We start from the raw sequence: 21015 nt of genomic DNA on the forward strand, positions 1-21015 counted from the left end.
TGAGCCTCGTGCCGCCTCGCCTCCCCCGCCTCCGCAAGCCCGTCCGCGTCCAGATCGACTGGCCCGCCCTGCGCCGGTACGCGACCCGTGGCGCGGTGCTCGCCGCGGCGGTCCCGGTGGCGGCCGCGGCCACGGTGATGGGGCTCGAGCGCTTCCGCCGCCACCAGTACCCGCTGGACGAGCCGTTCCCGACGGCCCCGCCGTCGTCGACCGAGGTCGAGGACACCACGGCGACGCTCTACACGTACGGCGCGGACCTCTACGACGCGATGCTCGAGGCGATCCGCGGCGCGCAGCGGGAGATCTTCCTGGAGACGTACATCTGGAAGGACGACGAGGTCGGCGGCCAGTTCAAGCAGGCGCTCGTCGAGGCGGCCGCCCGCGGCGTCGCGGTGTACGTCGTCTACGACGGCTTCGCGAACCTCGTGGTCTCGCGACGCTTCTACGACCTGCCCGGCGTGCACGTGCTGCGCTTCCCGGCGATGCGGCCGGGGCTGCTGATGCTCGACGTGCGCCGCTCGGGTCGCGACCACCGCAAGATCCTCGTCGTCGACGACGAGACGGCGTTCGTCGGCGGCTACAACATCGGTTCGCTCTACGCGACGCAGTGGCGGGACACGCACCTGCGCCTCACGGGGCCCTCCGCGTGGGAGCTGCGGAACGCGTTCGTCGACTTCTGGAACCGGTGGCGCGGCCCGCGGCTGCCGGTGCTGCAGGACGTCGGGTCGTCCCTGTGGCTGCCCGAGCTGCGGGCCGCGCGCAACGCGCCCTCGGAGCTGGTCTTCCCCATCCGGGGCATCTACCTCGACGCGATCGACCGTGCCTGCTCGCACGTGTACATCACGCAGGCGTACTTCATCCCCGACGAGGACATCCAGGCGGGGCTCCTCGCGGCCGCGGCGCGCGGCGTCGACGTCCGCGTCCTCGTGCCCGAGCGGTCGAACCACGTGGTGGCGGACTGGCTCGCCCGCGGCCACTACTCGACGCTGCTGCGCGGCGGGGTGCGGATCTTCCTGTACCAGGGGGCGATGATCCACGCGAAGACCGCGACGATCGACGGGCGCTGGACCACGGTCGGCACCGCGAACATCGACCGGCTGAGCCTCACGGGCAACTACGAGATCAACCTCGAGGTCGTCCACGACGGGCTCGCGGGCCAGCTCGAGGACGCGTTCCGCATGGACGAGTCCAACTCGCGCGAGCTGACCCTGGACGAGTGGCGGCGCCGGCACCCGCTGTCGAAGGTCGCCGAGCGCCTGATGTCGCCGCTGCGCCCCTTCCTCTGACAGACGCACGCCCTCGGTTCACGGGCTGAGGACCGTGAACCGAGGGCGTGCGTCGATGCGGGCGCGACGTCAGCCGGCGGAGCGGGCGCGACGGCGGGCGGCGAGCTCGTCGCCCTCGTGCGCGGCGGGCTCCTCGTCCTCGAGGGACTCGGTCGGCATCTCGGACAGGGTGCCCTCGATGTCGCGCCACACGCGGCCGACGGCGATGCCGAACACGCCCTGACCGCCCTGGACGAGGTCCACGACCTCGTCCGGTGACGTGCACTCGTAGACGGACGCGCCGTCGCTCATGAGCGTGATCTGCGCCAGGTCCTCCACGCCGCGCTCGCGCAGGTGGGTGACGGCGCTGCGGATCTGGTGCAGCGAGACCCCGGTGTCGAGGAGCCGTTTGACCACCTTGAGCACGAGGATGTCGCGGAAGCTGTACAGGCGGTGCGTGCCCGAGCCCGTCGCGGGCCGGATGGACGGCTCCACGAGGCCGGTGCGGGCCCAGTAGTCGAGCTGGCGGTAGGTGATCCCCGCGACCCGGCACGCCGTGGTGCCGCGGTACCCGGTGGCGGCGTCCTGCTCCGTGAGGTCCTCGCCGAAGAGGAGCCCCTGGGCGCCGTGCGGCACCGAAGCACCCGTGGGGACGCTTGCCTCACCGCTGCTGTTCACTGTGCCTCCTGGTGTTCGACTCCACGCTAGGACGCCCCTGGGGGGTCGTCAACGACGTCGGCGCCGAGCGGGACCGCGTGTCGCGGCGCCCTGCCCCCGCCCCGGGGGCGTCGCGCCCCTCCCTCGACCGCCGGCCGAACTTTCGACCACGACTTGAGGGTTCGACTCCTACGGTAGCCGAGTCTGACCGTCAACCGGAGGTCGAGGGTCCGTCCGGGCGTGGCGGGCGACCCCGTCAGGGTGGGGCGTCGTCCGGTCGCTCCCCACCGTTGGGCGGGGTGCCGGGTTCGTGCGGACCTCCCGGGGCGGTGAAGTCGGCGGCGGTCGCGTGGTCGAGGAAGTCGCGGAACCTCTCCACCTCGCGCTGCTGCTCGACGTCGACCACCTCCACGCCGGCGACGGCGACCACCTCGGCCGAGCAGAGCACCGGGCTGGTCGTGCGGACCGCGAGGGCGATCGCGTCCGACGCGCGGGAGTCGAGCCGGGTGCCGTTCGACAGCACCAGCTCCGCGAAGAACACCCCGCCGTCGAGCGCCACGATCTCGACCCGGTCGAGCTCCACGCCCACCGCGCCGAGCAGGTCGCGCAGCAGGTCGTGCGTCATGGGGCGGGGGGTGACCAGCCCGGCCTGCGCCATCGCGATGGCCGACGCCTCGCGCGCGCCGATGACGATGGGGACCGCGAGGTTTGCGGCGGCGTCCAGGAGCAGCACCACGATCTCCTGGTCGTGCTGCTGCTGCCGCACCCCGAGGACCTCCACGGGGACCATCGGTGCGTCGCTCGCGTCGTCGGCGTCCACCGATCCACGGTACGTCCGCAAGGTGCCGCACGTCGCCCGGGGAGGGTGCCGGATCGTCACGAGACCCGACGTGGCCGCCGCGGGTGCCTCAGACGAGGTCGTTGGACCCCTGCCGCACCCACGTCGAGTGCAGCCGAGCGAGCAGCTCACCCACCTCGGCGGCTAGCTCCGCGCCCTGGGCGCGCGCGGACGGCGTCTGCTGGCTGCGGTACGGGGCCACCAGCTGGTCGACGAGGCCCACGTGCCGGTCCGCCGACGCCCGCAGCGACCGCAGGTGCCGCGGCTCGATGCCGTGCTCCGCGAGCCGGGCCGCGATGCGCACCACGTCGGGTGCGCCGTCGTCGAGCCGGCTGCCTGCGCGGGCCTGGAGCACACCGGCGGACACGAGCTCGTGGACGAACGCGGCGGACGTGCCGGTCGCCTCCGCGACGGTCTCCACCGTCCACCGCCGGCGGGACACCTCGGCGACCGCCGCGGCGTCCGCGAGCCGCGGCGCCGGACCGGGCGCCGGCTCCCCCGCGTCCATCTCGGCGAGGCGCTCCTTGATGACCTTCAGCGGCAGGTACGAGTCCCGCTGCTCGGTGAGGACGAAGCGCAGCCGCTCGACGTCGGCCGGGCTGTACTGCCGGTAGCCCGACGGCGTGCGCACCGGGTCGATGAGGCCCTGGTCCTCGAGGAACCGCAGCTTGGAGTGGGAGACCGACGGGAACTCCGGGCCCAGCTGGCCCAGGACGTCGGAGATCCGCATCGTCGCCTGACGCGAGATCCCCCGCGGCCAGGGTTCGGGCGCGCCCGCGGGCTCCTCGCCCTGCGCGGCCTGCGCCGCCGTCACGACGCGGGCGCCTGCGGGTCCCGCGGCGCCTGCGGGCTGGCGTGGAACGACATGCGGAACTTGCCGATCTGCACCTCGTCACCGGTGGTGAGCGGCGCCGAGTCGATGCGCTCCCGGTTGACGTACGTGCCGTTGAGGGAGCCGATGTCGCGGACGACGAAGCGGTCGCCCTCGCGGGCGAACTCCGCGTGCTTGCGGGACACGGTCACGTCGTCGAGGAAGATGTCCGCCTGCTCGCTGCGACCCGCGACCGCCCGGTCGGAGTCCAGCAGGAAACGCTCCCCCACGGCGCCGGAGCCGTACTGCACCACGAGGAGCGCCGAGTGCCGCGGCAGCGCCGCGACGGCGGCCGCCTCCTCCGCGGTCAGCGGGATCCGGAACGCCTGCTCCTCCGCGGGCGCGCCCACGCGCCCCAGGTGCGCGGTGGTGTCCGCGGCCGCCTGGTGCGGCGGAAGAGAGCGGGGGTCCGTCATCAGTCCTCCTGTGAGGTCGGGCCGGTGGGTCGGGCGACGCTGCCGACCGGGCCCGGGAGACCGGTGCCCCCGGATGGCCGACCGTGCGTCCGACGTGCGCCGTCGTCCGACAAACCTACCCCGACCGGGGCACGGGCGGGAAGCCCGCGCACCGCCGGCGGGCACGTCGGACCGCACGTCGGTCACGCGTCGGACCAGTCCGGACGCACCGCGCGGGACGCGTCAGTCGCGCCCGCGCTCCGGCTGGGCGTACTCGGGCTCCTGCGGCGGCGCGACCGCCGTGATCTTCACCTCGTCCTCGAGGGCCGTCGACGCCTCCGCCCCCGCGGTGCGCACCGTGGCCAGGGCGCCGCCGGGGATCTCCAGGGCGCGGTCCATCGTCTCGGGGTCGCCGACGACGGTCCACTCGTACGGGGAGGACAGCGCGGTCCCGTCGACGACGATCGCGCCACCCTCGTCCTCGAACCAGGTCGACGTGACGAGACGCACCCCGTTGAGCTCGACGACCTCCGCGCCGGCGTTGCGCAGCTCCTCCAGCACGTTGAACATCTGCGAGGCCTTGAGCGCGCCCTCCGGGTCCTGGATGGTGACCCGCACCCCCGGGCCCTGCGCCGGCAGCCGACCCGACAGGATCCCCTCGGACTCGGCACGCTGCTCCGCGAGCTCCAGCGCCGACCGCGCCTGCCCGGACCCGGACTCCAGCTCGTCGCGCGTCGCCTCCAGCCCGGACACCTCGTCCCCGAGCTGCTGGGCACGGTCCGTCACCTCGTCGAGCAGGCGCACCAGGTCCTCCTGCCGCGCCGACGACAGCTGGTCCGACGCCGACTGCTGCACCTGCACCACCAGCGCGAACCCCAGCGCCGCGCACAGCACGCCCGCCAGCACCTGCGACCGGCTCGCCCGGGGGCGCAGCGCCGCCCCGAGCCGACGCCACCCGCTCGGTGCGGCGGGCGCCGCCACCGGGCCGTCCGCGTCCGTCTGGTCCTCGTCCCGGTCGCCGTTTCGCTCGTCCGGGGGAACGGTCCGGAGGCCCTCGCCCACCGGGGCGTCGTCGGGCGCCGGGTCCACCGGTCCGGCGGGCGTCGGATCCTCCTGCGACGGCTGTCCCTCATCACCGTCACCGTCGACGGCGTCCGGGACCTCCGCGGGCGGCGGGCCCGTGGCGGTGGGCGGCTCGACGTCTGCCGCGGTCTCCTCGGACGGGACCGAGCCCTCCTGAGCGCCCTCCTGAGCGTCGGCACCCGCGGTGGAGTCGCCGCCAGCAGGCGCGCCCACGTGCTCCGGTTGCTCCGACGACGCCGGGGCCTCTGCCGCGGCAGGCTCCGAGGAGGTGTCGTCCGTCGCGCCCGCGGGCTCGGCGCTCGCGCCAGCGTCCGTGCCGACCTCAGTCGTGTCGTCCGTGTCCGGGCCGTCCGACGACGGCGTCCCGGCAGTCACGTCCTCGGCCCCCTCGCCGACGGGGCCGTCAGGGATCTCGGGGGTGTCGGGGCGGTCGCCCTTCGGGTCGCTCATCCGCCGCTCACGCCTTGAACAGGTGGCGACGGATCGCCGCCGCGTTCGAGAAGATCCGGATGCCCAGCACCACGACGACCGCCGTCGACAGCTGCGCACCCACGCCCAGCTGGTCGCCGAGGAACACGATGAACGCCGCGACGACCACGTTCGACAGGAACGACACCAGGAACACCTTGTCGTCGAACAGCCCGTCCAGCTTGGCGCGCAGGCCCCCGAACAGGGCATCCAGCGCGGCCACCACCGCGATCGGCAGATAGGGCTGCAACGCCACCGGCACGGTCGGCTGCAGCACCAGACCGGCGATCACGCCGATCACGAGCCCGATCGCGGCGATCATGAGCGTTCCTCCTCGGTGTCGGACGACGACGTCCCCTGCGGTGTCTCCTGCGCACCGTCACCCGGCTGCGAGGACGACTCCCCCGCACCCGACGGCGACGCGTACCGCAGGGTCTGGTTCCCCACGCCCGGCAGCGACAGGTCGCTCTGCGGGGTCACGCTCGACTGGATCCCGTAGCGCGACCCCAGCAGCTGCAGGTACGCCGGGGCGCCGGAGCGAGCGTACGCGGTCTGCAGGTCGTCGGGGTCGCCGATCGCGCGGATCGTGTACGTGGGCCCCGGCAGCGGCACGAGGTCCACCAGGATGGCGTCCCCCGCGTTCCGGATCGCGGACAGCGACGTCAGCCGCTGGTCGTCCACCGAGATCGCCTCGGCACCCGCCGCCCACAGCGCGTTCACCACGGTCTGCACGTCCGCGTCCCGCACCCGGGCGCTCGCGTCCGGGGCCGACTCCGACTGCGCCGCGTCGCCGTCCGACAAGGAGACCACCAGCCCAGGACCGTTCACCGCCGCCGAGCCACTCACCACGCCGTCGCGCTGCAGCGTCTGCAGCAGGCCCGGGTCCTCGCTGGCGAGCGCGGTGTGCTGCAGCTCCTCGATCTCGTCGCTCAGCGCGACCGACCGCGCCTGCAGCGCGTCCACCTCCGCGCGCCGGTCCACGATCTGGTTCTCGAGCACCTCGCGCGCGGCCGCCACGTCGGCCTGGGGCGCACGCAGCTGCCGCGCCGCCGACACGGTCAGCAGACCGAGCAGGGCCGCCAGCAGCAGCAGGAGCACGACCGAGTATCCCCGGCGCCCCGTCGGACGTCCGGCGCGCGCCGCCTCCGCGCGCCGCTCGGCCTCCTCCGCGTACCCCGGGTCCAGAGGCTTCTCCATCACCTCGACCAGCAGGGTCATCGACTCGTCCGGGCGGCGGCGCCCCGGCGTGCGCACCGGCGCCGTCACGCGTCGCCCTCCGTGCCCCCGACGGCCGGCCCGGCGCTCGCGGACCCCAGCAGCTCGCGCGCCTGCCGCACGTACTGCACGCCCGCCACCCAGTACAGGCCCACGCCCCACCACGTGAACGCCCAGCCCACGACGTGCGCGGCCGCACCGACCCCGCCCGGCACCGTCGCCAGGAGGAGCAGCGGGAACGCGTACAGCAGCGCGAACGTCCCGGCCTTGCCCACGAAGCTCACCGGCAGCGGACCGTACCCGTGCCGTGCCAGCACCGGCAGCAGGCACGCGAGCATCACGTCCCGGGCCACGATCACCACGAGGATCCACAGCGGGATCACGTCCCGCCAGGTCAGGCCGACCAGGGTGACGAAGATGAAGAGGCGGTCCGCCGCCGGGTCCAGCATCTGCCCCAGCCGCGTGACCTGGTGCAGGCGCCGCGCGAGCACCCCGTCCAGCCAGTCCGTGAAGCCGGAGAAGGCCAGGACGGCCAGGGCCCACACGTCCTCGCCCACCACGATCAGCACCGCGAACACCGGCACCATCGCCAGACGCAGCAAGCTCACCAGGTTCGGGATCGTGAAGACCCGGCTGCTGATCTCCTGGCCCTCCTGCACGGGCCACATCCTACGCACGCGCCCCGCACCCAGTGGCCGAACTCACCGGCCCCCGCCGGACCTCACCCGGCCCCGGCCGGTAGACTGGGACCACCTTCGGAGTTCGTCGTGCCTCCCGCGTGTTCGTTGTGCCCCGCTCAGAGCGGGGCTGGTGTGTGTCCGGGACCGAGCGACCGCGCCGCCCCAGGCGGCGCAGGACTCCTCCCCCACCACCCACAGAACGGTGACCGCTCTTGAGCACCCCTGACTCCACCCTGCCCACCGAACAGCCCGCCGGGCAGGACCCCACCTTCGCCGACCTCGGCCTCCCCGCACCGCTGCAGGCCGCCGTCGACGACCTCGGGTTCACCACGCCGTCGCCCATCCAGGCCCGCGCCATCCCCGAGCTCCTCGCCGGCCGCGACATCACCGGCGTCGCCCAGACCGGCACCGGCAAGACCGCCGCGTTCGGCATCCCGCTGCTCGCCGCCCTCGACCCGGACGCCCCCGTCGCCGGCGGGCACGTGCAGGCCCTCGTCCTCGCACCCACCCGCGAGCTCGCGCTCCAGGTCGCCGAGGCCGTCGAGTCCTTCGCCACCCACCTGCCCGGAGTGCGCGTCACCTCCGTGTACGGCGGCTCCCCCTACCAGCCCCAGCAGCGCGCCCTGCGCGACGGCGTGCACGTCGTCGTCGGCACCCCCGGCCGCGTCATGGACCACCTCGAGCGGGGCACCCTCTCCCTCGACGGCGTGAAGTTCCTCGTCCTCGACGAGGCCGACGAGATGCTCCGCATGGGGTTCGCCGAGGACGTCGAGACGATCTTCGGGCAGGCCCCCGCGAAGCGACAGGTCGCCCTGTTCTCCGCGACCATGCCGCCCGCCATCCGCGCCGTCGCCGAGACCCACCTCACCGACCCCGTCGCGATCGCCGTCTCCCGGCAGTCCTCCACCGTGTCGACCGTCGAGCAGACCTACGCCGTCGTGCCCTTCCGGCACAAGATCGGCTCCCTCGTCCGGGTGCTCGCCACCTCCGACGCCGACGCCACCATCGTCTTCACCCGCACCCGCAAGGACGCCGAGGAGGTCGGCGCCGCCCTCGTGGAGCGCGGCACCTCCGCCGCCACCATCTCCGGCGACGTCGCCCAGAAGGAGCGCGAGAAGATCGTCGAGCGCCTCAAGTCCGGCGCCCTCGACGTGCTCGTCGCCACCGACGTCGCCGCCCGCGGCCTCGACGTCGACCGCATCGGCCTCGTCGTCAACTTCGACATCCCCCGCGAGCCCGAGGCCTACGTGCACCGCATCGGACGCACCGGCCGCGCCGGACGCACCGGCCGTGCCCTGTCGTTCGTCACGCCCCACGAGCGCGGCAAGCTCAAGCACATCGAGCGCACCATCCGCACCACGCTCACCGAGGTCGAGATCCCCTCGCCGCGCGACGTCTCCGAGCACCGCGCCCGCCGCCTCCTCGACGCCGTCGGCACGCGCATCGAGGCCGGCCGCCTCGACCTGTACACCCGCATGCTCCAGGAGCGCGCCGCCACCACCGCCCAGGGCGAGGACGGCGCACCCGCCCCCGCCGAGGGCACCGACGACGCCCTGCAGGTCGCGGCCGCCCTCCTGGCGCTCGCTGTCGGGGACGACGGCCCCCAGCAGCGCGCCGCGCAGGAGGAGCACGAGCGCGAGCGGGCCGAGGCCAAGGGCGGGCGCACGCGCGAGACGCACCGCGCCGAGCGGACCGAGCGCGACGGCGACCGCACCGGCCGCCACCCCCGCTCCGACCGCGACCGGGACGACCGTGGCCGCGGCATCCGCCGTCCCGCCGCCGGCACCCGCTACCGGATCTCCGTCGGGCACTCGCACGGCGCGCAGCCGCGCGGCATCGTGGGGGCGCTGACGCACGAGGGCGGCCTGTCCGGCAGCGACATCGGCAAGATCGACATCTTCGGCAACTTCTCGCTGGTCGACATCACCCGGCCGCTCGACGACGCCGACATGAACCGCATCGGCCGCGCCCACGTGGCCGGCAAGGCGCTGCGCATCTCCGTCGACAAGGGCGCCCCCGAGCGGCGCGCCCCGCGCACCGAGCGGCCCCGCACCGACCGCCGCCCGGCCCGCACGGCCTGACGACGCCGGGCGCACGGCCCGAGACACCACGACGCCCCGCGAGCCGCACGGCTCGCGGGGCGTCGTCCGTTCCGGCGGCGCCGACGTGGGGTCAGGAGCGGTCCGGCGCCTCGCCGAGGCTCACGACGAGGGACCGCAGCCGCCGCGCCTCCGCCATCCCGCGCTCGCCGTCGGCGCGCTGGATGCCCATGACGGCGATCGTGCCGCCGTCGGCGAGGTCGAGCCGCACCCAGGGGTCGTTCGGGCCGAGCCGCACCTCGACGATCTCCGGCCACGCGAGCGTCCGCGAACGCACGAGGTTGCGCACCCGCAGGCCCTCCTCCGACGGCACGGCGTGCACGCCGCCGAGCCGCCACAGCAGCCAGGTGACCGCGAGGGCGAAGACCACGAACGAGACCTTGTTCACCGCGGCCGCGCCCATGGGCCCGTTCGACGCCAGGCCCACGACCACGCTGCCCACGGCCGCCACCACCCACACGAACCAGGCGGCGACCTGCCCCCACAGCGGGCGGAAGGTACGGAACTGCGGCGTGCTCATGCGCACCACGCTGCCACCGCCGGTGCGTGCTCGACAGGCCGGCGGGCGCCGACCCGGCCGGTCACAGCCGGCTGGCGTGGATGGAGGTCACGATGATGCCGCGCGCCCCCACCTCGTACAGGGCGTCCATCACACGGTTGGTCTCCGAGCGCTTGACCATCGACCGCACCGCCGCCGACTCGCCGTTGTGCAGCGGCGACACGGTGGGCGACTCGAACCCGGGGGTCACCGCCACGGCGGCGTCCACGAGCTCCATCGGAACGTCGTAGTCCATCAGCACGTACTCGTGCGCGGTGATGACGCCCTGCAGGCGACGGGTGAGCACGTCCAGCCCCGCCGGCTCGGTGACGTCCTTGCGGCGGATGAGCAGCGCCTCGGAGCGCAGGATCGGCTCCCCGAACACCTCGAGCCCGGCTGCACGCAGCGTCGTGCCCGTCTCGACGACGTCGGCGATGACGTCCGCGACGCCCAGGCGCACGGAGCTCTCGACCGCGCCGTCCAGGTGCACCACCGCCGACGGCTCGATCCCCCGCTCGCGCAGGTACGAGCGCACCAGCGTGTCGTACGACGACGCCACCCGGCGACCGTTGATCTGCTCGACGTCGGTGATCGTGCCCGCCGGTGCGGCGAAGCGGAACGTCGAGGCGGCGAAGCCCAGCGGCAGGTGCTCGACGGCGTCGGCGCCCGAGTCGAGCAGCAGGTCGCGGCCCGTGATGCCGACGTCGACGGTGCCGGACCCCACGTACACCGCGACGTCACGCGGACGCAGGAAGAAGAACTCGGCGCCGTTGTCCGGGTCGGCGAGCACGAGCTCGCGGGTGTCACGGCGCTGGCGGTAGCCCGCCTCGCGCAGCATGTCGGAGGCCGGGACGGAGAGGGACCCCTTGTTGGGGACGGCGATACGGAGCACTGCGGTTACCTCGCTCGGATCAGGGCTGGTGGTTCAGGGCGGGACGTGTCGGGCGACCGGGCGCGCGCGACGGACGACGGGGCCGCACCGCGGACGGTGCGGCCCCGGTCCGGGCGCTCACAGATGCGCGTACACGTCCTCGAGCGTCAGCCCCTTGGCCAGCATGAGCACCTGCAGGTGGTACAGCAGCTGCGAGATCTCCTCCGCGGCGGCCTCGTCGGTCTCGTGCTCGGCGGCCATCCAGACCTCGGCCGCCTCCTCCACGATCTTCTTGCCGATCGCATGCACGCCGGCGTCCAGCTCGGCCACGGTCCCCGACCCGGCGGGGCGGGTCGTGGCCTTCTCGGTCAGCTCGGCGAACAGGGAGTCGAACGTCTTCACCCGCTCAGCCTAGACGCCGGAACCCCGGGCTCCGGGCCGGGTTCCGGTCCTCGGGACGGTGAGTCCTGGATGTCCAAGGCGCTTGGCACACTATTTTTCAGAAGAAGTCGAGAGACGGATCGCCCACCGTCCGACCACCTCGAGAGATCAGTGGGCGTGCGCCGACGCCAGGCCGCGCAGAGCCTCGATCTCCGCCGGGACGTCCTCCGCCCCGTACACCGCGGAGCCCGCGACGAAGACGTTCGCCCCGGCGTCCGCCGCGCGCTCGATCGTGTCGCGTGACACTCCCCCGTCGACCTGGATCCACACGTCCAGCCCCGACTCCCCCACCGCCTGCCGGGCCCGCCGGATCTTGGGCAGCGTGCCCTCGATGAAGGACTGGCCGCCGAAGCCCGGCTCCACGGTCATGACGAGGATCATGTCGATCTCCGGCAGGAGGTCGAGGAACGGCTCCACGGGAGTGGCGGGCCGCAGCGCGACGCCCGCCCGTGCGCCCAGGCGCCGCAGCTCGCGCGCGAGGCGCACCGGGGCCGTGGCGGCCTCGGCGTGGAACGTCACGGAGGCGGCACCGGCCTCCGCGTACGCGGGCGCCCAGCGGTCCGGGTCCTCGATCATCAGGTGCGCGTCGAGCGGCACCGGCGAGATCTGCGCCAGGCGCTCGAAGACCGGCAGGCCCAGCGTGAGGTTCGGCACGAAGTGGTTGTCCATGACGTCCACGTGGGCGTAGTCGGCGGTGGAGATGGCCCCCAGGTCGCGCTCGAGGTTCGCGAAGTCGGCCGACAGGATGCTCGGGTTGATCAGCGCAGGCATGCGCCCAGCGTAGGCGGCGCAGCCACTACGCTCGCCCCGTGCCACCGTATCCCTCCCCCACCGGGTCGGCCGCGTCCGCGTCCGCGTCGAGCACGGCCGTCGTCCGCGCCGCCGTCGCCGACGACCTGCCCGCCGTCGCGGCGATCCTCGAGCCGTACGTCACCGGCACCGCCGTGACGTTCGACGAGCAGGCCCCCGACGTCGCCGCATGGCGCCAGCGCCTCGTGGACCTCGACGCCCGCGGCCTGCCGTTCCTCGTGGCCGAGGTCGACGGTGCCGTCGTCGGCTACGCGTACGTGTCCCCCTGGCGCCCCAAGGCCGCGTACCGGTACACCGTGGAGGACACGATCTACCTCGCCCCCGGCGCCCAGGGCCGCGGCGTCGGCACGATGCTCCTGACGGCGCTGCTCGAGGCCTGCGCGCGCGCCGGCGTGCGGCAGGTCGTGGCCGTCGTCGCCGACGACCCCGCGGCTGCCGGCTCGCTCCCGCTGCACCGCCGGTTCGGCTTCGAGGTGGCCGGCGTGCTGCGCGACGTCGGGGTCAAGCACGGCCGCTCCGTGAGCACCACGCTGCTGCAGCTCTCCCTCGCCTGACCGGCGCCGGGCCCGGCTCAGGAGGGCAGCCCGGCGCGCAGCGCGTCGGTCCGGGCCTCCACGGTCCGCCACGCCTCCGGGCCCACGCCCGGGTGCGCGTCGCGGTCGATCTCCTCGAGCCCGGTGCGCAGCCCGTCGAGCGTGGCCGCCACGGCCCGCAGCGCACGGCGGCGCGGCAGGCCCCACGACTCGCCCTCCGCGACGAGGTGCTCGGCCGTGAGGCGGTCCATGTCGCGCTCCCCGGACACGTCCATCGCGAAGACGCGCGACGCGTGCGCGTGGTGCAGGTGCATGGACACGTCGTAGGCGGGGGCGAGCGCCACCGTGCCGTCCTCGCGCCGCAGCAGCGACACGTTCTTCGCGTGCGCGTCGGTGTTCCCCACGGCCAGGTTGAGCGTGGTGAGCGCGAGCAGCGGGTCGGGCCGGGCGCCGTCCTCGCGCAGCACGCGGGCGATCCGGGCGAGCGAGGGCAGCGACCGGCCGTGCTGGAACTTGCGCTCCGGGTCGCGGGTGTTGATGCCCAGCGCCTGGGCCGTGTCCTCCTGGTGCACGCGCCGCTGACCGCCCGGCGCAGCCGCGTCGGGCACGCGGTCGTAGCGGGAGACGACGATCGCGCGGACGTCGTCGAACGTGACCACCTCGGCCTCGATCGACGTGAGGCCGACACGGCGGGCCAGGTCGAGCGCGGCGGCCTCCGTGTCGACCAGGTCGGCCGTGGGAGAGCCCGCCTCGCGCGCCACCTTGAGGATGTGCGTCGTCGGCTGGGTGGGCGACGCCCGCAGCCAACCCTCCTCGTCGCGCACCAGGCCGATCTTCGGCTCCATGCCGGGCAGGGAGCTCGTGAGGTGCTGCGCCCGCCCCTGACCGCCGGCCCGGGCCACGCTCTCGTGCAGCAGTGCGGCGACGCCGGCCTCGTCGAGGCGCCGGGTGGGGCGCGACCCGGGCTCCGGCACGACGCCGGCCTCCACGAACGTCAGCGCGCCCACGGTGTCGCCGCCGTAGGCGCGGAAGAAGGCGACCGGGTCGTCGGGGTCCACGCCGGCGTCCATGGCCATGTGCGCGCGCACGCGCCCCTCCGGCATGAGGCCGTCGAGCCAGGCCGCCACGCGGGCCGGCGCGGGCCGCTCGTCGGGCTCGATCGGGAGCAGGTGCGACAGGATCCGAGCGCCGTCGCCCCAACGGCGCGCGGCGCCGTCGTCCCACTCGAGCTCGACCCGCGGCACGTCGCGCCCGAGGTCTCGCGCGACGAAGCGTGCGATCCGTGCCCCGTACAGCCAGGCGTCGATCTCCGTCACGCGTCCCGCCCCCGCTCGGCGAGGCGCACGTCGATGCCGAGCTCGTCGAAGATCTCGAACAGGCGCGTGATGTACAGGTTGTCCACGCCCGCCTCGACCTCGGACAGGTACTGGCGGGTCAGGCCCAGCTCGTCCGCGAGCGCCGTCTGGCTGATGCCCCGGCGGCGGCGGACGGTGCGGGCGAAGCGGCCGAGGTCGCGGGCGCTGCGTGCGGGCGTCCAGGGGACGTGCTCCGTCATGATGTCTCCTGCTGTCGGATTATTCTTCCCGAACCCTTGGGAAGGATATTCCGCCATCAGCGCCAGGGCAAGGATCTTCTGACAGCTGTCCCCGCTCAGCGGAGCCGGCGCAGCAGCGTGAGGTGCATCGCGTCCGTGCCGTGGACGTGCGGCCAGAGCTGGACGTCCAGGCCGTGCGCGCCGCCGTCGTCGGCCCCCAGGTCGATCTCCGCCCCGGGGACGAGCACACCGCGCAACGTCGTACGGGCGTCGAGGCGTTCGGCGTCGTCGCGGCGGCGCAGCACGTCGTCCACGACGAGCCGTGTCTCGGCCAGGTGCGGGGAGCAGGTGACGTAGGCGACGACGCCACCGGGGCGCACCGCGTCGAGGGCGGAGCCGAGCAGCTCGCGCTGCAGCACGGTCAGCGTGCCCAGGTCTGCCGGCGTGCGGCGCCAGCGCGACTCGGGGCGGCGGCGCAGCGCGCCGAGGCCGGTGCACGGAGCGTCGACGAGGACACGGTCGTAGGCGGCGGGCTCCTCGGTGCCGACCTCCCGTCCGTCGCCGGTGCGCACCCGCTCGACGACGCCGTCGGACACCGCGCGCAGGGCCCGTTCGACGAGGCGGGCGCGGTGCGGCTGGACCTCGTTGGCGACGAGGGTGGCGCCCCGCTCCCCCGCGAGCGCCGCGAGGAGCGCGGCCTTGCCGCCGGGGCCGGCGCAGAGGTCGAGCCAACGCGCGTCGGGGCCGTCGAGCGGCGTGCCGGCGAGGGCGAGGGTGACGAGCTGGGAGCCCTCGTCCTGGACGCCCGCGCGGGCGTCCGCGACGGCGGGCAGCGCCGCGGGGTCGCTGCCGCCGGCGAGGACGAGCGCGGTGGGCGCCCAGCGTCCCGCGTCGAGGCGCACGTCGGCGTCGTGGGCCTGCTCCTGGAGCGTGTCGGGGCCGGCGAGGCCGGGGCGGGCGACGAGGGTCACGCGGGGGGCGGCGTTGTCGGCGTCGAGCAGGTCGGCGATCTCGTCGGGGCTCCGGCCGTGCCCTGCGAGCGCCTCGCGCAGGGCGCGGGTGATCCACACGGGGTGGGAGCCGACGGTGGCGAGGCCGGTGACGGCGTCGGGTGCCTCCTCGGTGAGGCGGGCGAGCCACTCCTCGAGGGGGGTGCGCCCGACGGCGCGCAGGACGGCGTTGACCATCTGGGCGGGGCCGGCGCCCACGCGGTCGCGGGCCAGGGCGACGGTCTCGGAGACGGCGGCGTGGGACGGGACGCGCATGCCGAGGAGCTGGTGGGTGCCGAGACGGAGGGCGTCGAGCACCTCGGGGTCGAGCTGGTCGAGGGGGCGGGTCACGCAGCGGGTGAGGATCGCGTCGTAGCGTCCACGCAGCCGGAGGGTGCCGTAGGCGAGCTCCGTGGCGAAGGCTGCGTCACGGCTGGCGATGCGGCGTTCGCGCAGCAGGGGCGGGAGCACGAGGTTGGCGTACGCGTCGGAGCCGTCCACCTGGCGCAGGACGTCGTACGCGGCGGTGCGGGCGGGGTCGGTGCGGCGGCGGCGCTCGCCGGGCGCCTGGGCGCTGCGGTGCGTCTCTCCGCGGGAGCGGGCGGCGCTGCGCTGGCGGCCCTTGCTGTTGCGTGCGGGGTCGCGACGCTCGCCCCGGCGGTCCGCGCTCACCGGGCGTCCTGCCCGAGACGCAGGCCGGCGTCCCCGGTGAAGAGGCCGCGTGCGCCACGGGCCCAGTCCGCGGCGGGCATCGGCTTCTTGCCCACGGGCTGCACGTGCCCGAGGGCGACGGCGTGCGTGGCCGTCCCGACGAGGACCTCCTTCTTGCCCGCGCGCACCTCGCCGGGCGCGAGGTCGGTGACGTCGGGGCGCGGGGTGACCGGCCCGAGCCCGAGGCGGGCGCCGGGGGCGGCGTCGAGCCCGGGGGTGGGCGGCAGGGTGGTCCAGGCCCCGGGGGCCGGGGTCACGGCACGGACGCGGCGGTCGACGGCGAGGGCCGGGTCGTCCCAGCGGACGCGGGCGTCGTCGGTCGTGACCTTGGGCGCGAGGGAGGCGCCGTCGGCGGGCTGCGGCTGGGGGGCGAGGGTGCCGTCCTCGAGCGCGTCGAGCGTGGCGACGAGCAGCTCGGCACCGCTGGTGGCGAGGCGGCCGAGCAGGTCGCCGGAGGTGTCGCGGGGGCGGATCGTCTCGGTGGCGGTGCCGAGCACGGGCCCGGTGTCCATGCCCTCGTCGAGGAGGAACGTCGTGGCGCCGGTGACCTCGTCGCCGGCGAGCACGGCGTGCTGCACGGGGGCGGCCCCGCGCCACGCGGGCAGCACGGAGAAGTGCAGGTTCACCCAGCCGAGCCGCGGGACGGCGAGCACGTCGGGGCGCAGCAGGTGCCCGTACGCGACGACGGGGGCGGCGTCGACGTCGAGCTCGCGCAGCACGCTGAGGAACTCCTCCCCGCGGGGGCGGTCGGTGAGGACCGGGATCCCGGCCTCCTCGGCCGCGAGGCGCACGGGGCCGGGCACGAGGCGGCGGCCGCGTCCGGCGGGCGCATCCGCCCGGGTGAGGACGGCCACGACCTCGTGGCGCGACGCCAGCAGGGCGCGCAGGGACGGGACGGCAGGTTCGGGGGTTCCGGCGAAGAGCAGACGCACCACCCGATCGTAGTCGGGCGCTGATACCAGGAGTCGCGTGTGCCCTGATCGGTCGAGCAGGTCAGCCCGCACCGTCGCCCCAGGCGGAGCGCCGGGTCAGGCCCGCTGCCACGAGTGCTTCCTTGAACGCTCCGGCCTCGGCCTCGCGTGAGGCGAGGCATGCCACGTGCGCGTACCCGGACGGCACCAGGGTCACGTGCCCGCCGATGGCGGGCACGAGGAATCGTGCGCCGTGGTCGTCCAGGTCCACGGCCGCGTGCAGGCCGAGCGCTGCGACCGCGTCGCGGGCCCGCTCGTACGACCAGCCGACGCCGTCAGCCTCCGGCAGGAAGTTCTCGTACGACGACGCCTCGCCCCAGGGGCAGAACGACGGGGTGGCCCCGCCCGTGAGCGCGTCCAGAGCACCGCGGAGCGTGGCCCCGCACCTCAGGACGACGTCGTCGTGCCGGGGCAGGACGAACACCCCGCCGTCGCGGTGCGCCACGATCTGGTCGCCGTCGTAGGTGTCACCGAGCGGCACCAGGTGGGGGACGTCCGCGGGCGTGAGCACGGCGCCGTCCCACGCCCAGTGCCGGCTCCACTCCGCCCGGCTCGTCGACGCGCCGCCCCATGCCGTCGAATCGGCGATCGTGCCCGGCGCCGTGATCCGGACGAGGTCGCAGTAACTGCCCTCGCCGAGGCTGGTGACGTACGCCTCGTAGCCGGGCGGGAACGCCCAGCCCAGCGCAGTCTCGGCCGCGTGCACGTCCCTCGCAGTGATCGCGCTCCGTGCGGGCCGCAGCAGCAGCACCCCGTGCGGCCACCCGGCCTCGCCTGTCCCGCGCACGCCGCGAGCATGCCACAGCGCCAGCGCGGTCTCTCCGACGCCCGGTACCAGGCCGTCGCGAGACGCGGCTCCGTCTACGGGCGCACGGGCAGGCCCAGGGCCTGCAGGGCGCCCCGCAGCGCCGGGACGTCGGTGAACCGGACGGCGTGAAAGCCGAGGTCGCGCGCGGCGGCGACGTTGGCGGGGCTGTCGTCGACGAACACGGCGTGCGCCGGGTCGACGTCGTGCGTCTGCGCCAGGTACCGGAAGATCGCCGGGTCGGGCTTCGCCAGGCCCACGCGCCCGGAGACCACGACGTGCTCCATGCGGGTCGTGGCGGGGGCGGCGTGCGCCGCGTGCCCGAACAGCTCCGCGGACCAGTTCGTGAGCCCGAGGAGGCGCACGCCCGCGGCGTGCAGCTCGTCGACGAGCTCCGCCGAGCCGGGGACCGGGCCGGTGATGGTGCCGGCGAACCCCGCCACGTACTCGTCCAGCATCGGCTGCAGGTGGGGGCGGTCGTCGAGGCTCGCGCGGGCGTCGGCCCAGCTGCGTCCGGCGTCCTGGGCGAGGTTGAGGGCGGGGAAGTCGACCTCCGTCATCCAGGCGTCGACCTCCGCCCGGGTCCGGCGCGGGAACGCCCCGTACGGGTCCCAGCCGACGAGCACGTTGCCGAAGTCGAGCACGACGGTGCTCACCGGTCGCACGGGCGGGGTGACGGGGCCGTCGGGCATCAGAGCATCTCCTTGGGATCGACCTGCACGCGGACGCTGCCGCCCTCCCGCCGGGCGGAGCGGACGGCGAGGGAGGCGCGCAGCTGGGCCGCGAGCGCCGCGCCCTGGGCGAGGGGGACGCGCAGCACGGTCCGCACCTGGGGCTCCAGGGTGGCGCCGCGGCGGGGGTCGGCGTCGGGCTGCTCGACGGGGCCGAGCACGGTGTCGGGGCCCGCGAGCGCCACCCGGCCCACGACGGCGTCGACGGCGCCCCGGTCGCCGGTGACGGCCGCGACCCGTACCGCGGGCGGCAGCGCGAGCTCGCGGCGCTCGGCGAGCTCCCGGTCCGCGAGACCCCCGGGGTCGTAGCGCACGAGCGCGCCGGTCGGGGCGGGCGCGGCGTCCCCGACGAGGAGCACCTGTCCCCCCGCGCGGGCGGGGTGCACGAGGGCCGCGGCAGCGAGCCAGCGGTGCAGCGCCTCGGTGGCCGTGGCGAGCCCCGTGCCCGCGGTGGCCACGGCGGCGTCGAGCAGAAGGGCGACGGCGTACCCGCCGTCGGCGACGGGCTCCGCCCCGGGCGTCGCGACGACGAGCGCCGGCTCCGGCCCGACCCGGTCGAGCACCCCGGTGGGCGCCGAGGAGGCGGACACGCGCACGGTCGTGCCGGCGAACGCGCGGCCGAGCTCCTCCGCCGTCCGGTCGGAGCCCACGCGCACGGCGCGCAGCCGGGTGTCGCCGCACTCCTCGCAGCGCCAGCCGCCGGCGAGGCGCCCGCACCACGAGCACTGGGGCGCGCTGCCGGTACGGGTCATCCCGAGCGGGCCGTGGCACGTGCTGCAGCGCGCGGCCGTGCGGCAGCGGGCGCAGGCGACGACCGGCAGGTAGCCGGTGCGCGGCACCTGGACGAGGACGGGCCCGCGGGTCAGCCCGTCGCGGGCGGCCCGCCAGGCGGCGGTGGGGAGCCGGGCGGCGGCGCCCGGCCCCTCGGCGGCGAGCTCGACCGACGTCAGCGCCCGCACGCGGGGGGCGCGGGCGCGCAGCACGTCGCGGGGCGCGGCGATCTCGCGCGCCCAGCCGGAGGCCAGGAGCGCCTGCGCCTGCACGGTCCTTCCCGGCGAGGCCAGCAAGTACGCCGCGGACTCCAGGTCGCTGCGCAGGGCTAGCACGTCGCGCGCGTGCGGGTAGGGCGCGTGCGGCTCGGCGAGGGTGTCCTCGCCGTCCCCCCACAGCACGACCAGCCCGAGGTCCGGGACGGGGGCGAACATCGCCGCCCGGGTGCCGACGACGACGTCCGCCAGCCCGTGGCGGGCGCGCAGGAAGGCGCGGTAGCGGGGGGCGGGGCCGTCGTCGGCGAGGAGCCGGACGACGTCGTCGAGCCCGGCGGTGCGCAGGGCGTCCACGACGCGCTCGACGTCGCGGGCGTCGGGCGCCACGACGAGGACGCGACGCCCCCCGGCCACGGTGGCGCGGGCCGCCTGCGCGACGGCGGCGGCCCAGTGCGGCACGTGGGCCGGACCGTCCTCCGCCGGGGGCGCGAGGCCGGGCAAGGGCGTCCACACGGCCCGCGGCGCCCCGCCGCCGAGCAGGTGCCGGCAGAACGCCTCACCGCCCAGGTAGGACTCCCACGCGGTCGTGGGGCCCGGTGCGACCGGCTGCACCGCCCGGGGAGACGGGGCGGGCACGGCACGCGTGGACGGCGTGGACGGCGTGGAGGTCGCGGGAGGCCCGTCGGGCTGCGAGTCGCCCTCTGAGGCTCCCTGGGGCGCCTCAGAGGTCTCCAGCGGGGTCTGCCGCGGGGTCGCCTGCGGCGCCTCCCGACCCGTGGACGCGTCGTCGAGGCCGCCCTCGGTGTCCTCCTCGGCCGCGCCGTCGGGCACGGCCTCCCCCTCGACGTCCACCCGGGGTCCCGCGAGGACGGCGAGGACCTCCTTCTCGACGCGGGCGTGCCGCGGCGGTACGGCGAGGCGCAGGACGTCGGCGAGGGTGCCGGCGTACCGGTCCGCGACGGCGCGGGCCAGCCGCAGCACGGGCACCGACAGCACCGGGTCGGAGGAGACGACGCGCTTGAGCGGCACGAGCCGCCCGTCGTGGTCGGAGGTCTGGCGACGCTCCACGACGTAGCCGGCCACCTCCTGCGGCCCGAACCTGGCCCGCACGCGCACGCCCGGCCGGGCGGCGTCGGCCATCGGGGCGGGCACCAGGTAGTCGTACGGGCGGTCCAGGTGCGCGGGCTGCAGGTCGAGCACCACCCGCGCGACGGGCAGCTCCTCTGCCAACGGCGTCGCCCCCAGGGCCGCCTTCCCGGCCTTGCCGTCCTTGCGGCGGCTCTTCGGACCGGCCTCGCGCGGAGCCGGGACGTCGTCGAGCCCGAGCAGCGCGGGCTGCTCGGGCTCGGGAAGATCGGTCACGAGGCCATCCCATCACGTCCGGCCGACGCGGAGCCCCGGCGTCCCCAGGTCACGGCCGCCGTCGAGGCCTCACACGCACACGGAGCGACCACATGGAGCGACAGGGGCGACGAACCCGCAGGACGAGAACGAGCGTGGTGGCAAGGTTCCTTCGCGCGGACG

At 75.4% G+C, this 21015-nt stretch carries 22 protein-coding genes; 3 read left to right on the forward strand and 19 right to left on the reverse strand.

The window, feature by feature from the left end; translation table 11 throughout:
• The first annotated feature begins 8 nt into the window (after window positions 1–8).
• Window positions 9–1286, forward strand: a complete 1278-nt coding sequence (locus ACQP60_RS05920; RefSeq protein ID WP_429729326.1) for a phospholipase D-like domain-containing protein — start codon at window positions 9–11, stop codon at window positions 1284–1286.
• A 69-nt stretch (window positions 1287–1355) separates the two neighbouring features.
• Here ACQP60_RS05920 and ACQP60_RS05925 read toward each other — a convergent pair whose 3' ends face one another.
• The 8 genes from ACQP60_RS05925 to clsA form a co-directional block, all read right to left on the reverse strand.
• Window positions 1356–1943: a MerR family transcriptional regulator gene (locus ACQP60_RS05925; RefSeq protein WP_429729328.1), complete on the reverse strand. Its 588-nt coding sequence runs from the start codon at window positions 1941–1943 to the stop codon at window positions 1356–1358.
• A 235-nt stretch (window positions 1944–2178) separates the two neighbouring features.
• Complete coding sequence (locus tag ACQP60_RS05930; RefSeq protein ID WP_429729967.1) at window positions 2179–2712, reverse strand: bifunctional nuclease family protein; 534 nt, start codon at window positions 2710–2712, stop codon at window positions 2179–2181.
• A 118-nt stretch (window positions 2713–2830) separates the two neighbouring features.
• The gene (gene ftsR / locus ACQP60_RS05935; RefSeq protein ID WP_429729330.1) at window positions 2831–3574 is read right to left on the reverse strand and encodes a transcriptional regulator FtsR; all 744 of its coding nucleotides are present in this window, start codon (window positions 3572–3574) and stop codon (window positions 2831–2833) included.
• Window positions 3571–4047 (reverse strand): FHA domain-containing protein, encoded by a 477-nt coding sequence (locus ACQP60_RS05940; RefSeq protein WP_429729332.1) that lies wholly within the window; start codon window positions 4045–4047, stop codon window positions 3571–3573. The genes ftsR and ACQP60_RS05940 overlap by 4 nt, the downstream gene beginning before the upstream one ends.
• 222 nt (window positions 4048–4269) lie before the next feature.
• Window positions 4270–5559: a DUF881 domain-containing protein gene (locus ACQP60_RS05945; protein ID WP_429729333.1), complete on the reverse strand. Its 1290-nt coding sequence runs from the start codon at window positions 5557–5559 to the stop codon at window positions 4270–4272.
• A 7-nt stretch (window positions 5560–5566) separates the two neighbouring features.
• Window positions 5567–5899, reverse strand: coding sequence for a small basic family protein (locus ACQP60_RS05950; protein WP_079575212.1), 333 nt, complete (start codon window positions 5897–5899; stop codon window positions 5567–5569).
• A complete protein-coding gene (locus tag ACQP60_RS05955; protein ID WP_429729335.1) occupies window positions 5896–6843 on the reverse strand; it encodes a DUF881 domain-containing protein in 948 nt (315 codons plus the stop codon). The genes ACQP60_RS05950 and ACQP60_RS05955 overlap by 4 nt, the downstream gene beginning before the upstream one ends.
• Window positions 6840–7451, reverse strand: a complete 612-nt coding sequence (gene clsA / locus ACQP60_RS05960) for a cardiolipin synthase ClsA (RefSeq protein ID WP_429729337.1) — start codon at window positions 7449–7451, stop codon at window positions 6840–6842. The genes ACQP60_RS05955 and clsA overlap by 4 nt, the downstream gene beginning before the upstream one ends.
• 233 nt (window positions 7452–7684) lie before the next feature.
• Here clsA and ACQP60_RS05965 point away from each other — a divergent pair, with 233 nt between their 5' ends.
• The gene (locus ACQP60_RS05965) at window positions 7685–9553 is read left to right on the forward strand and encodes a DEAD/DEAH box helicase (RefSeq protein ID WP_429729338.1); all 1869 of its coding nucleotides are present in this window, start codon (window positions 7685–7687) and stop codon (window positions 9551–9553) included.
• A 91-nt stretch (window positions 9554–9644) separates the two neighbouring features.
• On the opposite strand, the gene ACQP60_RS05970 is transcribed toward ACQP60_RS05965, so the two are convergent.
• The 4 genes from ACQP60_RS05970 to rpe all read right to left on the reverse strand — a co-directional run bounded on the left by ACQP60_RS05970 (window position 9645) and on the right by rpe (window position 12192).
• The gene (locus tag ACQP60_RS05970) at window positions 9645–10091 is read right to left on the reverse strand and encodes a PH domain-containing protein (RefSeq protein WP_429729339.1); all 447 of its coding nucleotides are present in this window, start codon (window positions 10089–10091) and stop codon (window positions 9645–9647) included.
• A 61-nt stretch (window positions 10092–10152) separates the two neighbouring features.
• On the reverse strand, window positions 10153–11001 hold the full coding sequence (gene hisG / locus ACQP60_RS05975) for an ATP phosphoribosyltransferase (RefSeq protein WP_429729341.1): 849 nt from the start codon (window positions 10999–11001) through the stop codon (window positions 10153–10155).
• A gap of 117 nt (window positions 11002–11118) precedes the next feature.
• Window positions 11119–11382, reverse strand: a complete 264-nt coding sequence (locus tag ACQP60_RS05980) for a phosphoribosyl-ATP diphosphatase (RefSeq protein WP_079575216.1) — start codon at window positions 11380–11382, stop codon at window positions 11119–11121.
• Window positions 11383–11529: 147 nt separating this feature from the next.
• Window positions 11530–12192, reverse strand: a complete 663-nt coding sequence (gene rpe / locus ACQP60_RS05985; RefSeq protein ID WP_429729343.1) for a ribulose-phosphate 3-epimerase — start codon at window positions 12190–12192, stop codon at window positions 11530–11532.
• Window positions 12193–12230: 38 nt separating this feature from the next.
• Here rpe and ACQP60_RS05990 point away from each other — a divergent pair, with 38 nt between their 5' ends.
• Window positions 12231–12785: a GNAT family N-acetyltransferase gene (locus ACQP60_RS05990; protein ID WP_429729345.1), complete on the forward strand. Its 555-nt coding sequence runs from the start codon at window positions 12231–12233 to the stop codon at window positions 12783–12785.
• A gap of 17 nt (window positions 12786–12802) precedes the next feature.
• Here the strand turns inward: ACQP60_RS05990 and ACQP60_RS05995 are convergent, their stop codons facing one another.
• The 7 genes from ACQP60_RS05995 to ACQP60_RS06025 form a co-directional block, all read right to left on the reverse strand.
• A complete protein-coding gene (locus ACQP60_RS05995; protein WP_429729346.1) occupies window positions 12803–14080 on the reverse strand; it encodes a type II toxin-antitoxin system HipA family toxin in 1278 nt (425 codons plus the stop codon).
• Window positions 14077–14319, reverse strand: a complete 243-nt coding sequence (locus ACQP60_RS06000; RefSeq protein ID WP_429729348.1) for a helix-turn-helix transcriptional regulator — start codon at window positions 14317–14319, stop codon at window positions 14077–14079. Before ACQP60_RS06000 ends, ACQP60_RS05995 begins: the two co-directional genes overlap by 4 nt.
• Before the next feature lie 95 nt (window positions 14320–14414).
• Window positions 14415–15959, reverse strand: a complete 1545-nt coding sequence (locus ACQP60_RS06005) for an RsmB/NOP family class I SAM-dependent RNA methyltransferase (protein WP_429729350.1) — start codon at window positions 15957–15959, stop codon at window positions 14415–14417.
• Window positions 15956–16930: a methionyl-tRNA formyltransferase gene (gene fmt, locus ACQP60_RS06010; protein ID WP_429729351.1), complete on the reverse strand. Its 975-nt coding sequence runs from the start codon at window positions 16928–16930 to the stop codon at window positions 15956–15958. The genes ACQP60_RS06005 and fmt overlap by 4 nt, the downstream gene beginning before the upstream one ends.
• A gap of 61 nt (window positions 16931–16991) precedes the next feature.
• Window positions 16992–17756, reverse strand: a complete 765-nt coding sequence (locus tag ACQP60_RS06015; RefSeq protein ID WP_429729353.1) for an SMI1/KNR4 family protein — start codon at window positions 17754–17756, stop codon at window positions 16992–16994.
• Window positions 17757–17830: 74 nt separating this feature from the next.
• On the reverse strand, window positions 17831–18466 hold the full coding sequence (locus ACQP60_RS06020; protein WP_429729354.1) for an HAD family hydrolase: 636 nt from the start codon (window positions 18464–18466) through the stop codon (window positions 17831–17833).
• The gene (locus ACQP60_RS06025; RefSeq protein WP_429729356.1) at window positions 18466–20853 is read right to left on the reverse strand and encodes a primosomal protein N' family DNA-binding protein; all 2388 of its coding nucleotides are present in this window, start codon (window positions 20851–20853) and stop codon (window positions 18466–18468) included. The genes ACQP60_RS06020 and ACQP60_RS06025 overlap by 1 nt, the downstream gene beginning before the upstream one ends.
• Window positions 20854–21015 lie beyond the last annotated feature (162 nt).

The sequence above is a fragment of the Isoptericola variabilis genome (assembly GCF_050311655.1).
GTDB classification, from domain to species: Bacteria; Actinomycetota; Actinomycetes; order Actinomycetales; family Cellulomonadaceae; genus Isoptericola; species Isoptericola variabilis.

Coding starts and splice junctions, on each gene's coding strand:
- ACQP60_RS05930 (WP_429729967.1), bottom strand. CDS start 2,712: ATGGTCCCCGTGGAGGTCCTCGGGGTGCGGCAGCAGCAGCACGACCAG.
- ACQP60_RS05940 (WP_429729332.1), bottom strand. CDS start 4,047: ATGACGGACCCCCGCTCTCTTCCGCCGCACCAGGCGGCCGCGGACACC.
- ACQP60_RS05945 (WP_429729333.1), bottom strand. CDS start 5,559: ATGAGCGACCCGAAGGGCGACCGCCCCGACACCCCCGAGATCCCTGAC.
- ACQP60_RS05950 (WP_079575212.1), bottom strand. CDS start 5,899: ATGATCGCCGCGATCGGGCTCGTGATCGGCGTGATCGCCGGTCTGGTG.
- ACQP60_RS05970 (WP_429729339.1), bottom strand. CDS start 10,091: ATGAGCACGCCGCAGTTCCGTACCTTCCGCCCGCTGTGGGGGCAGGTC.
- rpe (WP_429729343.1), bottom strand. CDS start 12,192: ATGCCTGCGCTGATCAACCCGAGCATCCTGTCGGCCGACTTCGCGAAC.
- ACQP60_RS06000 (WP_429729348.1), bottom strand. CDS start 14,319: ATGACGGAGCACGTCCCCTGGACGCCCGCACGCAGCGCCCGCGACCTC.
- ACQP60_RS06020 (WP_429729354.1), bottom strand. CDS start 18,466: ATGCCCGACGGCCCCGTCACCCCGCCCGTGCGACCGGTGAGCACCGTC.